General features: G+C 72.2%; 11 protein-coding genes. 1 reads left to right on the forward strand and 10 read right to left on the reverse strand.

Translation table 11 applies throughout. From position 1 onward, the window contains the following. Positions 1 to 39: 39 nt before the first annotated feature. Positions 40 to 396, reverse strand: coding sequence for a protealysin inhibitor emfourin (locus tag GIS00_RS12575; RefSeq protein ID WP_154768796.1), 357 nt, complete (start codon positions 394 to 396; stop codon positions 40 to 42). 96 nt (positions 397 to 492) lie between these two features. Between GIS00_RS12575 and GIS00_RS12580 the strand changes: the two genes are divergently transcribed. After that, a complete protein-coding gene (locus GIS00_RS12580; RefSeq protein WP_154768797.1) occupies positions 493 to 1365 on the forward strand; it encodes an LLM class F420-dependent oxidoreductase in 873 nt (290 codons plus the stop codon). A 13-nt stretch (positions 1366 to 1378) separates the two neighbouring features. Here the strand turns inward: GIS00_RS12580 and GIS00_RS12585 are convergent, their stop codons facing one another. The 9 genes from GIS00_RS12585 to GIS00_RS12625 all read right to left on the reverse strand — a co-directional run bounded on the left by GIS00_RS12585 (position 1379) and on the right by GIS00_RS12625 (position 14025). After that, positions 1379 to 2437, reverse strand: coding sequence for a M4 family metallopeptidase (locus GIS00_RS12585; protein WP_154768798.1), 1059 nt, complete (start codon positions 2435 to 2437; stop codon positions 1379 to 1381). Between the two features lie 284 nt (positions 2438 to 2721). After that, on the reverse strand, positions 2722 to 3060 hold the full coding sequence (locus GIS00_RS12590) for an L-rhamnose mutarotase (RefSeq protein WP_154768799.1): 339 nt from the start codon (positions 3058 to 3060) through the stop codon (positions 2722 to 2724). Beyond that, positions 3057 to 3704, reverse strand: a complete 648-nt coding sequence (locus GIS00_RS12595) for an FMN-dependent NADH-azoreductase (RefSeq protein WP_322097904.1) — start codon at positions 3702 to 3704, stop codon at positions 3057 to 3059. Before GIS00_RS12595 ends, GIS00_RS12590 begins: the two co-directional genes overlap by 4 nt. A gap of 26 nt (positions 3705 to 3730) precedes the next feature. Further along, a complete protein-coding gene (locus tag GIS00_RS12600; RefSeq protein ID WP_154768800.1) occupies positions 3731 to 6061 on the reverse strand; it encodes a putative bifunctional diguanylate cyclase/phosphodiesterase in 2331 nt (776 codons plus the stop codon). Positions 6062 to 6158: 97 nt separating this feature from the next. After that, positions 6159 to 9233, reverse strand: a complete 3075-nt coding sequence (locus GIS00_RS12605; RefSeq protein WP_196073253.1) for a helix-turn-helix transcriptional regulator — start codon at positions 9231 to 9233, stop codon at positions 6159 to 6161. Positions 9234 to 9484: 251 nt separating this feature from the next. After that, positions 9485 to 11308 carry a bifunctional metallophosphatase/5'-nucleotidase gene (locus GIS00_RS12610; RefSeq protein WP_154768802.1) on the reverse strand — a complete coding sequence of 608 codons (1824 nt, stop codon included), beginning with the start codon at positions 11306 to 11308 and terminating at the stop codon, positions 9485 to 9487. Between the two features lie 119 nt (positions 11309 to 11427). Beyond that, positions 11428 to 12405: a pseudouridine synthase gene (locus tag GIS00_RS12615; RefSeq protein ID WP_154768803.1), complete on the reverse strand. Its 978-nt coding sequence runs from the start codon at positions 12403 to 12405 to the stop codon at positions 11428 to 11430. A gap of 38 nt (positions 12406 to 12443) precedes the next feature. After that, positions 12444 to 13589 carry an RNA polymerase sigma factor gene (locus GIS00_RS12620; protein WP_154768804.1) on the reverse strand — a complete coding sequence of 382 codons (1146 nt, stop codon included), beginning with the start codon at positions 13587 to 13589 and terminating at the stop codon, positions 12444 to 12446. Positions 13590 to 13617: 28 nt separating this feature from the next. Then, entirely contained in the window at positions 13618 to 14025 is a 408-nt protein-coding gene (locus GIS00_RS12625) for a YciI family protein (RefSeq protein ID WP_154768805.1), read from the reverse strand. Between the last annotated feature and the right edge of the window lie 40 nt (positions 14026 to 14065).

Below are 14065 nucleotides of genomic sequence, written 5' to 3' on the forward strand. Positions count from 1 at the left end.
CCGGCACCTCAGCCCTGTCCGCTCCCGGTTCGTCGGCGGTCACAGCGGTGGTGCGGGGACGGCGCGTCGGGTGAGCGCGGACAGCAGCGGGCGGACGTCGTCGGGAACCGACCGGTCCGGCCAGGCGAACTGCTCGGCCCGCTCCCCGTCGTCCAGCCGCAGCAGGTAGGTGAAGCCGTCCGCCATCCCCGGCCGACCGAACGGCCCGGAGGGCTCCCCGTCCGACGCAGGCGGCAGCGCGTCAGCCAGGTCCCCGGTCCACAGCCGGAACGCGATGCCGGCCGGCTCGGCGTCCAGGGCCTCGACCTCGAGATCGGCGCGCAGCACGATCCCGGCCAGCCCGCCGGAGCGGTCGAAGGCGATGCGCAGCGCCACGCCCACCTCCCGTCCGGTCACCTTGCAGCGTAGGCCCGCCGCCGGACGTTCCAGCTGGAACGTCGCCCGCGATGTCCCGGCCGGAATGGTGACGCCGCCGGCCGGGTTGGTCCGGACATGACTTCTGCGACCACCGGATCCGGCGACACCCTCCACGACATCGGTCAGTTCGGCGTGTGGCGCGGCTACCAGCACGTCTCGCCCGAGCTCGCGGCGGAGATCGAGAAGCTGGGCTTCGGTGCGGTGTGGCTGGGCAGTTCACCGGGCGAGGACCTGGAGACGGTCGAAGGTCTGCTGGCCGCCACCGAGCACCTGGTGGTCGCCACCGGGATCGTCAACGTCTGGGCCGCGGCGCCGGCGGCCACCGCCGCGTCGTACCACCGGATCGAGCAGCGGTTCCCCGGCCGGTTCCTGCTGGGCATCGGTATCGGCCACCCGGAACACACCGCCGAGTACCGGTCGCCCTACGAGGCACTGGTCGAGTACCTCGACGTGCTCGACGCGGAAGGGGTGCCGGCCGACCGCCGGGTGCTGGCCGCGCTCGGCCCCCGCGTGCTCCGGCTGGCCCGGGACCGCACCCGCGGCGCCCACCCGTACCTGGTGCCCGCCACCTACACCCGGCAGGCCCGGGAGATCCTCGGCGTCGGGCCGCTGCTCGCGCCCGAGCACAAAGTGGTGCTGGAGACCGACCCGGTGGCCGCCCGGGCCGTCGGACGCCCGCCGGTGGACCGCCCGTACCTGCACCTGCGGAACTACGTCAGCAATCTCGAGCGACTCGGCTGGACCGAGGCCGACATCGCCGACGGCGGGTCGGACGCACTGATCGACGCGCTGGTCGCCCACGGCACGGCGAGTGCCGTGGCCGCACAGCTGCGGGAGCACCTGGCCGCCGGGGCGGACCACGTCCCGGTGCAGGTGCTGCCGCAGTCCGGTGACCCGCTGCCCGCGCTGCGCGAGCTCGCCGCGGCGCTGGAGCTACCAGGCGCCTGACCCCGGCACCGGTTCAGGAAGCCGGGACCACCTTCACCGCGTCCCACCCGGCACGGACGGCGTCGGCCTCGGCGGAGTCGTCGCCGAACGCGGTGACGGCGTGGGTGACGGTGAGCCCGGCGAACGCGGCGAAGTCGGCATCCGCGGACAGCGCCGGGTCGGTGAGCGTGGAGTACCAGATCTGCGCCGGCGCCTCCCAGGCGTTCCCGCCCAGCGCCATCGCCGCGGTGCAGAACGCCAGGTTCGGGATGCCGGAGTTGATGTGCACACCGCCGTTGTCGGCGGAGGTCTCGACGTACTCGTCCATGGTGGCCGGCTGGTTGTCGTACTTGTTCGCGGTCCCCGGTGCCTTCATCGACCGCAGGGCCGGCAGCAGCAGCGGGCCGACCACGTCGGCGCCGATCAGCCAGTCGGCGTCGACCGCGGACTGGCCCAGCAACCGCTGCCGGACCAGGATCCCGAACACGTCGGACACCGACTCGTTGAGCGCGCCGGACTGTCCCTGATAGGTGAGGTTCGCGGTGTACTGGGTGACGCCGTGGCTCAGCTCGTGGCCGATGACGTCGAGCCCGGCGGTGGTGTCCAGCAAGGTCTGGCCGTCCCCGTCGCCGAAGTACATGTACTGCCCGTCCCAGAACGCGTTGTCGTAGTCGGTGCCGTAGTGCACCAGCCCGACCAGCGGGGAGCCGGCGTCGTCGATCGAGTTGCGGCCCAGCACCTGCCAGAAGAAGTCGTAGGTGTGGCCGAAGGCGTCGTACGCCTGGTTGACCGACACGTCGTCGACGGGATCGTCACCCTCGCCGCGGACCAGCACCCCCGGCTCGTAGGCGGTGGAGTGCTGCTGGTCGTGGATCCGGCGGGTGGGCGTGCCGCCCGGAGCGACGGCGACCGCAGGACGCTGCTGCGGCAGCAGCGAGGCGAGCTGGGCGCGGCGGGCCCGGAAGTCGCCGTCCAGCTCGACGGTGCGCAGCACGGCGCTCTCCACCTGGCGCAGACCCGGTGCACCGGCGGCACTGTCGCGGATCACCCGCAGCAGCAGGTCCGGCGGAAGGATGCAGTTCAGGTGACCCATACCCAGAAGGTAACCACGGGGGCCTGACAGTGCTGCCCGGTGCCCGTGTCGGGTGCGGTGCCGGTGGACTCACGGCGGAAAGAGTGGGTGACGGCCCCTGCCAGTGCGCCTCTCGGCACGTGGTCGCTCTCGGCGACAAAAGGGGTGGAGCCCGGGGCATGTCCAGGGGCCGCCATGTCCATCCAACCGCATCCCGGCCGCAGTGCTTCCCGAGCAGCCTGTGGTCTGGGTCACCTTCACCCGAACGGAGCAGGATCGGCGCAGGTCAGCGGCGCTGAGCGAGGTCAGTCCAGATGGAAGTACTCCTCCAGCCGCAGCGAACCCTCGTCCGGGCGGAGCTGTCCGTCAGGTCCGTCCAGGCCCTCGAAGTACGGGGCCATGGTGGCCTGCCAGCGGGTGTTCACGTCGGTCTCCGCCATCCGGCGCTGCGCGGCGGCGTAGTCGTCGGTCTCCAGGTAGCCGACCACCAGCCCGTCCGGCTTCCGGACGAAGAGCGAGTAGTTGCGCCAGCCGGTCTCCGACAGCGCCTGCAGCATCTCCGCCCAGACCGTCTCGTGCACCGTCAGGTACTCCTCGAGCCGATCGGCGCGCACCTGCATCAGGAAGCACACCCGCTCGCTCATGCGCCGGATCCGAGAAGTGCTGCCAGTCGGTCGATCTCGACCTCGGCGGCGGCCAACGACGCCTCCGCGGCGGGCACGAACGGGGCCATCGCGTCCAGCCGGGAGGCCAGCGTCAGCTCGGCCGTCACCGGGTACATCCGCATGCCGAACGCGGCGACGAACAGCTGCTCCAGCGCCGGGATCTGCACGTCCGGGTTACCACCGGTCGCCTCTCTGTAGCCGGCGCCGCGGGCCGAGACCACCACGGCCGGCCGCCCGGTCAACGGCCCGGTCGGGGTGCCGAACGGTGCGGTGGTGCCGGGCACGTGCACCCAGTCGATCCAGGCCTTCAGCGTCGACGGGACCGACCAGTTGTACATCGGCGCGCCCACCAGCACGACGTCCGCGGCCAGCAGCTCCTCGACCAGCAGCTGCTGGTAGGCGTCGTCCTGCTCGGCGACCTGCTCGCCGGGTGAGCGCAGGGCCGGCGGCCAGTGCAGGCCGGGCGACGGCAGGTGCGGCGGCGGATCGAGGGTCAGGTCACGACGGACGACCGTGTGGCCGGCGCCGAGCGCGGTCCAGGCCGCGGCGAATCGGGCGGTGAGACGGCGGCTGACCGAGGCGTCGCCGGCGGTCGAGGAGTCCAGATGCAGGAGGGTGGGCACGCCGAGCAGTGTGGCAGGGCGGTCGATCAGCGGGCGGGCGTGGCCCGTCCCGGCACCCCGGCCACGCCGGCGAAGGTGCCGCCGGAGGCCAGCAGTGCGCCGAGTTCGGCGGCCGGCAACGGCGGGCTGAACAGGTTGCCCTGCGCCCGGTGACAGCCCAGCGCCATCAGGATCCGTGCCTGCTCGGGCCGCTCCACCCCCTCGGCGGTGACGGCCAGCTCGAGTTCCCGGCCCATCACCAGCAGGGCGTTGAGGAACCGCTCCGCCTCCCGGTCCTGGTCCAGGTTGGCGACGAACGCGCGGTCGATCTTCACCGCGTGCAGCGCGATCTGGCGCAGCGAGAGCAGCGAGGAGTAGCCCTTGCCGAAGTCGTCGACGCTGAGCTCGACGCCCAGCTCCTCCAGTCGCCCGGTGACGCTCTTCGCGGTGGCCGGGTCGTCGACCAGCGCGTCCTCGGTCAGCTCCAGGGTGAGCCGGGCCGGCGCGATGCCCTCCTGCCGCAGGATCCGGGCGACGCGGCCGGGCAGCTCCGGGTCGACCACCAGCGCGGGCGGGAGGTTGACGCTGATCCGGGTGTGCTCGCCGCCGGGCAGCACCGACCAGCGGTGCAGGGCGGCACAGGCCTTGCCCAGCATCAGGTCGGTGAACTCGGAGAGCACCCCGGCCCGGCCGGCCAGCGGGACGAAGTAGTCGGGCGGGATCGCCTCGCCGGAGTGCGTCCACCGGGCCAGCGTCTCCACCTCGACGATCCGGCCGTCGGACAGGTCGATGATCGGCTGGAAGACCGCGGTGATCTCGTCCCGCTGCACCGCCTTGACCAGCGCGGGCCGCAGCTGCAGGTCCGCGGCCTCGGGCAGCACCATGTCCGTGTCGTAGAGCGCGAGCTGTCCCTTGCCGGCCCGCTTCGCCGAGTACATGGCCATGTCGGCCTGCGCCAGCACCCGGTCCAGGGACGGGCTCTGCTGCTCGGGCAGCACCTCGGACACCCCGACACTCGCGCCGATCGAGACGATCCCGGCGGAGAGGGCGAACGGTTCGCGCAGTGCGTCGATGATCCGGGACGCGACGAAGGTGCCCTCGCCGCCGTCCTCCAGCAGCACCGCGAACTCGTCGCCGCCGAACCGGGCCACGGTGTCGCCGCGCCGCACCGCGCCGTGCAGCCGCTCCGACACCCGGACCAGCAGCTCGTCGCCGGCCCCGTGCCCGTAGGTGTCGTTGACCGCCTTGAAGTCGTCCAGGTCGATGAAGACCACGGCGAGCGGACGGAGGTCGCGGGCGTGCAACTCCAGGGCGTGGGCGACCCGGTTGCCGAACAGGCCGCGGTTGGCCAGCCCGGTCAGCTGGTCGTAGAAGGCCTGCTTCTCCAGCTGTTCCTCACGGCTGGCCAGCTCCTGCAGCAGCGTGTGGTTGTCCTTGTTGGACAGGTACTGCCGGGCCAGCACGGCGGCGGTGCCGATCAGGAAGGCGACCGAGGCGGTGCCGCCCGGTGACCGGCCCTCCAGTGCCTCGACGGTGATCACCAGCGCGGCGAACAGCAGCGGGACGTACGGCAGCGCGGTGACCGGCGTGGCCGGCCGCCGGATCGCCGTCGTCGTTCCGGAACCGTCGTCCTGGGTGCCGGCCATGGCGGCCAGCGCCAGCAGCAGCAGACCGGCGATCCAGCCGAGATCGGTGAAGGCGCCGGTGTTGTAGTCGGTGGTGGTGTTCAGGTACAGGAACCCGATGTCGGCGACGGCCATGCAGGTCAGCGCCGCGGACAGCAGCCCGAGGGCGGACCGCGCGGGGGTGGGCCGGGTGACGGCGGAGACCACCATCGTCAGCAGCAGCATGTCGCCGATCGGGTAGGCCAGGGCGACGGCGAGGGCGAACGCACTGTCCTCGTTGGCGGCGACCACGTCCGAGATCAGGGTGGGCCACAGCACCGCGACCAGCGCGGCGCCGACGATGCAACCGTCCAGCAGGCTGCGCAGCCGGCTGGCCGACGACCCGGCCGGCCCGGGGTAGGCGACGAGCCCGAAGGCCGCGCCGATCGGCAGCAGCAGGTAGCCGATGTCGGCCAGGCTCGGCGCCGGGACGTCGGCGCCGAGCACCAGCTCGTACCAGCACCAGATCAACTGCCCGGATCCCCAGCCGGCCGCGGCGACGGCGATGCCGCGCCAGGTCCACCGCATGCGGCCCTGGCTGCGGCGCGCGGCCACCACCGAGAAACCGGCCGCGATCCACGGCGGGATCAGCTGGGCCAGGTCGTCGACCCAGAGCGTCAACGTCGAGTCCGGCGCGACCATCAGCAGGACGGCACAGATCAGCACCGTGCTGACCGAGAGCAGCACGGCGATGCGGAAGGCGCGCCGGGACATGTCAACGAAGATGCTGGTCAACCGGTTCGGCAGGCAAGGGCGCCACGCCGTTTCGACACCTCCGGGACACCGACTCGACGCCCTGGAGGGAACGCGGTCACGCTGGGTGATCGCCGCTCGACGTTTCGAGGAGGAGACCACGCGCCCGAGCGAGGGCGGCGGCCTCCGTTCGGCTGGTGGCGCCCAGTTTGGCGAGGATGTGCGAGACGTGGACGCTGGCCGTTTTGGCCGAGATGAACAACTTCTTCCCGATCGCACCGTTGGACAGACCGGCCGCGACCAGCGCCAACACCTCGAGCTCCCGCGGCGTCAGCACATCCTGTGATCGAGTGTCACTCTCCGCGTTCGATCCCACCTTCGTGGTGGCGGTCGCCTGGCCGGGTGACCCCGGCTGCGTCCTGTCCGTGCGCCGGTCGCCGGCGGGTCGCAACCGCAGCCGGGCCCGGTCGGCCAGCCCGGTCACCTGGTCGACCAGCCACGGGATGCGCAGCGCGGTGGCATCGGCAAGCGCCTGCCGCCCCAGCTCGACGGTGTCCGGCCCTCGATCGCCGGCGGTCAGCTGCGCCGCGAACTGCCGCGCGGTGGCGTAGCCGCGCTCCGGGACCCGACCGGACACGACCGCGGTCCGGGCCATCTCGGCCCAGTCGGCGGCGGTGTCGGTGCCGGCCAGCCGGGCCGCCTCGGCGCGCACCCGGGCCAGCAACAGGTCGCCGTAGGGCCCGGCCAGCGACGGTGCACGGGTGATCCGCTCCGCCTGTCCCAGGTAGAGCTCGGCCGCCGCCAGGTGTCCGGCCACCGCCTCGTCGTCCCCGGCCGCCCGGGCCCGGTCGGCCAGCTGCGCCCGGGCCGCCAGCTCGGACCCGATCATCAGCAGGTATTCGGTGCCGAAGCCGCCTTCGGCGCCGGCCTCCGGACGTACCCGGTCGGCGATCGCGAGCGCGTCCTCCGGTCGCAGCTGCTGCACCCGCAGCTGCATCTCCGACAGATCGATCTGCAGGCCGAGGAACCAGTCGCCGGTGGCCCGCAGCCGGACGATCAGCTGCTCCACCGCCGGGTCGCCGCGCTGGGCGAGCACCCAGACCGCCTGCGAGGCCAGGATCCGGCCGGCCGCGTTCGGCGACCAGACGGCGCCGAGCCCGCGCTCCAGCACCTCGTCCCAGCGGCCGGCGGCCATCAGCACCCAGCCGCGCATCATCTGCAGGTCCTGGCCGTACGGGGTCCAGGTGAGGCCGACGTCGTTGGCCAGCTCCACGCCGGCGTCGGCGGCGGCGAGAGCCGCGTCCAGCTCGCCGTTCTCCAGGCGCATGTGGGAGATGAACCGCAGCGCGCGGATCCGGATGGCATCGGCCCCGGTCCCGGTGCCGATGCGGGCGAGCGCGGACTCCATCATCTCGGCCCCGTCGCCGCCACCGATGCCCCGGCGGGCCAGCAGCGCCCGGGAGATCGACGCGTCGGCGGCCAGGTGCGGCGCCCCGATCCGGTCGGCCACCGCGATCGCCTGGCCGAGCAGGTCACCGGCCTTGGCGACGTCACGCCAGAGCAGGGTGCGGGCCCAGGTGGCCAAGGTCTGGGCGGTCAGCGGCTGCTCCGGGAGGTCGGCCATCAGCGCCACCGCTTCGGCCGCCGGGCCGGAGACATCGCCCTCCTCGGCCTCCAGCAGGTAGTGCGAGATGCGTTCCCGGGCGGACGCCCGCTGTTCGACGGTGCCGGTCGCGTCCACCTCGGTGATCGCCGCCCGCTGCAGCACGACTGCGCGGCGGGCATCGCCGGTGGCGTAGGCGTCGTGCGCGGCCCGGGACAGCAGGTCGACCCGGTCGGCCCCGGTCCCGAGCTGGTCCAACAGGTCCAGCGCCTGCTCCAGGTGCTGCAGCGCCTCGGCCGGCGCGGCCAGCTTCTCGGCCTCGTCGGCCGCCCGGATCAGCGTCTGCAGGGCGCCCTCCCGGTCGTGCGCGGCCAGCTGGTGATGGGCGAGCTCGGCGGCATTGCCGGCGCCCGCGGCCCGGGCGGCCAGGACCTCGGCGAACCGGGCATGTCGGCGCGCGCGTTCGCCGGGGAGCAGGTCGCCGTAGACCGCCTCCTGCAGCAGCGCGTGCCGGAACGAGTAGCTCTCCCCCGGCCCGGACGGGACCAGTAGCCCGGACTCGACAGCCTGGCGCAGGCCGGCGTCGGTGACCGCCTGGCCGGCCACGGCGGCGAGCAGTCCCTCGTCCACCCGGCGACCGGCGACCGCAGCCACCCGCAGCACCTCCTGGCCGTCCTCGGGCAACGCGGCGACCCGGTCCAGCAGCAGGTCGGCCAGGTCCGTCGGCAGGTCGCCGACCGGCATCCGGTCGGGCCCCTTGCGCGGCGCGCAGCCGATCAGTTCCTCGGCGTAGAACGGGTTGCCCTCGCTGCGTTGGTGCAGGGCATCGACGGAGGCGGGATCGGCCGGGCGCCCGGAGATCTGCTCGAGCAGTTCGGCCAGCTCGGCGCGGCCCAGCGCGGGCACGGTGATCCGGTTGATCTGCGGGAGCCGGGCCAGCTCGGCGAGCAGCGGCCGGAGCGGGTGGCGGCGGTGCAGGTCGTCGGACCGGTAGCTGGCGATCACCGCGATCCGGCCGGTGCGCAGCGTGCGGGCGAGGAAGGACAGCAGGTCCCGGGTGGAGCGGTCGGCCCAGTGCAGGTCCTCGATCACCAGCAGCACCGGGGTGGTGGCGGCGAGATCGGTGAGGATGCGGTGCACGGCCTCGAACAGCTGACCCTGGACGAGGGCGTCGCCGTCGCGGTCGGGTCCGGTCGTGGAGCCGCCCGGCTCACGGTCGGCGGCGTCGACCAGGTGCGGCAGCAGCCGGCCCAGCGCGGGCCGGCGGGCCACCTGCTCGGCCAGCAGGGCGTGACCTTCGGGGGTGGACTCGACGTCGCGCAGGGCGTCGATCACCGGGAGGTAGGGCAGGCCGAAATCGCCGACCTGCACGCAGTTCCCGGTCAGCACGGTGAACCCGAGCTCGCGGGCCTGACCGGTGACCACTTCCAGCAACCGGGTCTTGCCGACCCCGGCGTCACCGCCGACGATCGCGGCGCCGGCGGTGCCGTCCGCGGCCGCCGTGAGCAGCGCGCGCAGTTCCGCCAGCTCGGCCTTCCGGCCGATCATCCGCGAGCTCGAGGTGCGGGCCACCACTGCATCGTGGCCCATCACCCCGACACTCACTTGCGGCGGTGCCGGCGGATCCGGTCCTGGCGGGGCTGCCGGTAGGACTCGCGCAGCTCGCGCTGCTGCTGACGGACGATGTACTCGGTCTCGAACCAGGTGTGTGTCATGGGAACAAGATTCGTCCGCAGACACCGCTTTTCCATCGGGAGAACGCCTCATCCCCTACCTCAACTGCAGCGGCTGTGACGGCGTCGGTGCAGGTCAGCAGGGGATGAGGTACCTCATGACGGGTCTCAGCCGATGGTGAGGGGGGTGCCGTTGTACGTGAGTGCCCAGTCCTCCGCGGCGAACTGCGCCGGGTCGATGACCTCGTTCGCGGTGACCCAGTCGATGATCAGCTGCCGGATCTCCACCTGGGCGTTGTAGATCGCGGTGTTGCCGGCGGTGTGCGGGAAGTTGCCGCCGCCGCTGGCCCGGTAGTTGTTGATCGCGATCACGAACTGCTGGTCGGCGGCGACCGGGGTGCCGCCGTACGCCAGGTCGGTGATCCGGCTGCCGACCGGCTTGCCCAGGTCGATCGTGTACGTCAGGGGGGCGTCCAGACCGCCCATGATGTCGTAGTTGTAGTCCGGGGTGCCGCTGGGCGCGGTGTCGGTGACGGCGTTGGTCACCTGGTCCGGGGTGAACGGGCCGGCCGAGGTGACCGCCTTGAAGTACCGGGCGGAGTACTCCAGGTACTCCTTGACGTCGGCGCCGGACATCAGCACCGCCTGCAACGTGTTGTCGAAGATGTACAGCCCGGCCACGTCGCGCACGCTGACGTCGCCCTGCGGGATCGCGGCGTCGCGGTTGAACGGCGCGGCGATGGAGAGCACCGGCAGGTCGGCGTACTCGCCGCCGGCCAGCACCGTCTTCACCGCGTCGGCCTGGACGAAGTTGATGAAGTCGATCGCCGCGGTGTCCTCGTACCGGGCGGTGGCCGCGGACATCGGCGCGGTGCTGGTGCCGATCACCGAGTTCACGTAGTCCAGCACGGTCTGATGGTTGGCCTGCAGCAGCTTCGTGATCGCCGGGTCCTCCGGCACGGTGTTGCTGTTCAGCACCTGGCTGGCGACCTGGTTCACCGTCCACTTGCCCTTGGCGAAGCTGAGGTCGATGTCGAAGACGGACAGCCGCTGGCCCCACATCTTCGGCTCGCTGAGCACCACCGGCCTGCCGGTCTTCTTGTTCGTGACGATGCGCTGCGGGACGTCCTGGTGGGCGTGGCCGACCAGGATCGCGTCGATGCCCGGGACCTGCTCGGCGACAAGGGTGGACGCGTTCTCCGGGTAGGGCAGGCTGTCGCCGTAGGAGCTGCTGGTGTCGGCGCCGGAGTGGGCGGCGACGAGCAGCACGTCGACGTACGGGCGGATCCGGGGGACGTAGAGCTTGGCCTGCTCGACCAGGCCCGGGAACTTCATCTTCCCCTCGACGTTCGCCTTGTCCCAGATGGCGATGCCCGGATTGGTCAGGCCGAGGATCGCCACCACGATCGGCCGCGAGAAGCCCTGCGGCTGCACGATCTTCACGGTGAACGGCAGGAAGGCCGGCAGCTTGGTCCTCGCATCGACGGCGTTGGCGGCGAGCAGCGGGAACTTGAGCTGGCTCGCGTAGGTGCGCAGCAGCGGGATGCCGTAGTTGAACTCGTGGTTGCCCAGGGCCGCGGCGTCGAAGCCCATCTTGTTCATCGCGGCGGCCATCGGGTGGACGACCTTCTTGCTGATGGGCTGGATCTTGGCGTAGTAGTACGCCAGCGGGGTGCCCTGGATGGTGTCACCGGCGTCGATCAGCAGCGTGTTCCGGTCGCCCCGCTCCTTGCGCAGGGCGGTGACCAGGCTCGACACCTTCGCCAGGCCGACGTCGTTGTGGGCGGCGTCGTCGAACTCGGCGCCCTTGAAGTAGTCCCAGTTGAAGACGTTGCCGTGCAGGTCCGACGTGCCCATGACGGTCAGCCGGTAGGGCTTGCTGCCGGCCGGGGCCGCTGCGGCGGGGGTGGCGGTGAAACCGACGCCGGCAAGAATTGTTGCGGCGCCGGTGGCGGTCGACGCAAGGAACGTACGGCGGGACACGGGGCTCATGATCACACCTTCGGCATCAGGGTCTCCGGCTCGCCTGCTGCGGGCCGTGCGTCACAGTAGGGAAACTGCTGCGCGACCGACAGGGCCTGTCCGCGAGATGTCCGATATGTACGGGTGTTTCATCCGTTCGCTGGCGGGCGTTCCGCTGCCGTTCCCCGACCGGTCCAGTGCTGCAGGGTGCGGCGGGTGGCGAAGTGACGGGGCTCGTCGGTGAACGGGTCGGTGAAGGCGAGGGTCTCGGCGAGCAGTTGCAACGGGCGGGAGAAGTCCCGGGGGTCCGGGTCGGTGAGGGTCGGGTAGAACGGGTCGTGCAGGATCGGCAGCCCGAGCGAGGCCATGTGCACCCGGATCTGGTGGGTGCGGCCGGTGTGCGGCCTGATCCGGTACAGCGCGAGATCCCTGTCGATGTCGATCATCTCGATGTCGGTGCGGCTGTTCGGCGGGGCGCCGGGGCCCTCGTGGGCGACGGGCGTGCCGCGTTCCTTGACCAGGTGGGACTCGACGCTGCGCGGGAAGGTGAGGCCGGGGTCGTGCCGGGCGAGGGCGAGGTAGGTCTTGGTCACCTCGCGGCGGGCGAAGAGCTGCTGGTAGGCGCCGCGCTGGGTGCGGTCGACGGAGAAGGCGAGGACTCCGGCGGTGACCCGGTCCAGTCGGTGCAAGGGGCTGAGGTCGGGCAGGTCCAGCTCGCGGCGCAGCCGGACCAGCGCCGTCTCGGTGACGTACATGCCGCGTGGCGTGGTGGCCAGGAAGTGCGGCTTGTCGACGACCAGCAGACTCCCGTCGTGGTGCAGGATGTCGATCCCGAACGGGATCGGCAGTTCGACCGGTGGGTCCCGGTACAGGTACACGAACATGCCGGTGGCGTACGGCGTGGCGTCGTCGATGGGGGTGCCGTCGTCGTCCACGACTTCGCGGGCGGCGACCTTCTCCAGCAGCCGGGCGTGGTCGTCGGCGAAGCGGTCGAGGAGGTGGCCGAGAACGGTGGCGGGGCCTTCACCGGGTGGCAGGGCAGGCAGGCGCAGCCGGGTCGGGTTCAGTCCCTCCCGCACCGGGAGCGGGGCCGGACGCCGTCCCGTCCGCGGCTGCTTCCGTCCCATGGGCGACGATTCTGCCCGGACGTTCCCGCTGGAACGCCTCATCCCCCCGTCGGCTGCCGGAGCCGGGCGGCCTGTCGGGTCAGGTGATCCCGCTCCGCGGCATTCCCGGCGACCCGCGCGGCATCCGCGTAGAGCTGCGCTGCGGCAACGGCGTCGCCGGCCTTCTCGTGCAGGTGTGCCGACACCGCAGCGAACCTCGGCAGCCCGGGATCGATCTCGCCCAGCGCCGCCAACCCAGCCCGGCCGCCGTCGGCCTCGCCCACCGCCACCGCGCGGTTGAGCCGCGCCACCGGATTGTCGGTGAGCCGCACGAGTTCGTCGTACCAGCCGACGATCTGCACCCAGTCGGTCTCGCCCACGCTGCGCGCATCGGCGTGCAGCGCCGCGATCGCGGCCTGCGCCTGGTATTCCTCCAGCCGGTCCCGGGACAGCGCCGCCTGCAGGATCTCCACGCCCTCGGCGATCAGCGAGGTGTTCCAGCGGGAACGGTCCTGCTCGGCCAGCGGGATCAGCCGGCCGTCGGCACCGAACCGCGCGGGGCGGCGGGCCTGGTGCAGCAGCATCAGCGCGAGCAGCCCCGCCACCTCCTCGTCGTCGGTCAGGCCGGCCAGCTGCCGGGTGAGCCGGATCGCCTCGAGGGTCAGATCGACGTCCCCGGAGTAGCCCTCGTTGAAGACGAGGTAGAGCACCTTCAGCACGGTGGAGAAGTCGCCCGGGCGGTCCCACCGCACCTCCGCCACCGCCCGCTTCGCCCGGCTGATCCGTTGCGCCATCGTCGCTTCCGGCACCAGGTACGCCGCGGCGATCTGCCGTGTCGTCAGCCCGCCGACCGCCCGCAGGGTGAGCGCGAGCGCCGACGCCGGCGAGAGCGACGGGTGCGCACAGAGGAAGTACAGCCGCAGCGTGTCGTCGGCCTGTTCGGTCGGACCGGGTGCGGGTTCGAGGTCCAGCTTCTCCTCGCGCCCGCGTCGCGCCACATCCGAACGAACCGCGTCGAGGTACTTCCGCCACGCCGTGGTCACCAGCCAGCCCTTGGGATCAGCAGGCAGATCGGACACGCCGGCCTGCCAGGCCTTGAGCAGCGCCTCCTGCACGGCGTCCTCGGCCGACGCGAAGTCCGCGCCGCGCCGGACGAGGACGCCGATCACCTGCGGGGCCAGCTCCCGGACCAGCTGCGGATCCATCGGCGCCGTACCTCCCGGTTGCACCCGGTCAGTCGGTGACGGTCGGCGGGTGCGCCAGGAAGGGCCGGACCTCCAGCCACTCGTGCAGCGGCTTCCCACCCCGACCCGGCGCGGCGGACAGCTCGCCGGCCAGTTCCAGTGCCCGGTCGTAGGACTCGACGTCGATGACCATCCACCCGGCGATCAGGTCCTTGGTCTCGGCGAACGGGCCGTCGGTCACCGGCGGCCGGCCCTCGCCGTCGTAGCGGACGAAGGTGCCCTCGGGGGACAGCGCCTGCCCGTCGACGAACTCGCCTGTGCCCTCCAGCCGCACCGCGAAGTCCTGCATGTACTGGATGTGCGCGTCGATCTCGGCCGGCGTCCAGCGGTCCATCGGCACGTCGTCGCCGACCGGGGCCGGGTTGCCGCGGTAGTGCTTCAGCAGGAGGTACTTCATGGTGGTGTCCTCTCGTCCGTGCGGCCCATTCTGGCCGCCT

Origin of the sequence: Nakamurella alba (assembly GCF_009707545.1) — a bacterium.
GTDB lineage: Bacteria > Actinomycetota > Actinomycetes > Mycobacteriales > Nakamurellaceae > Nakamurella > Nakamurella alba.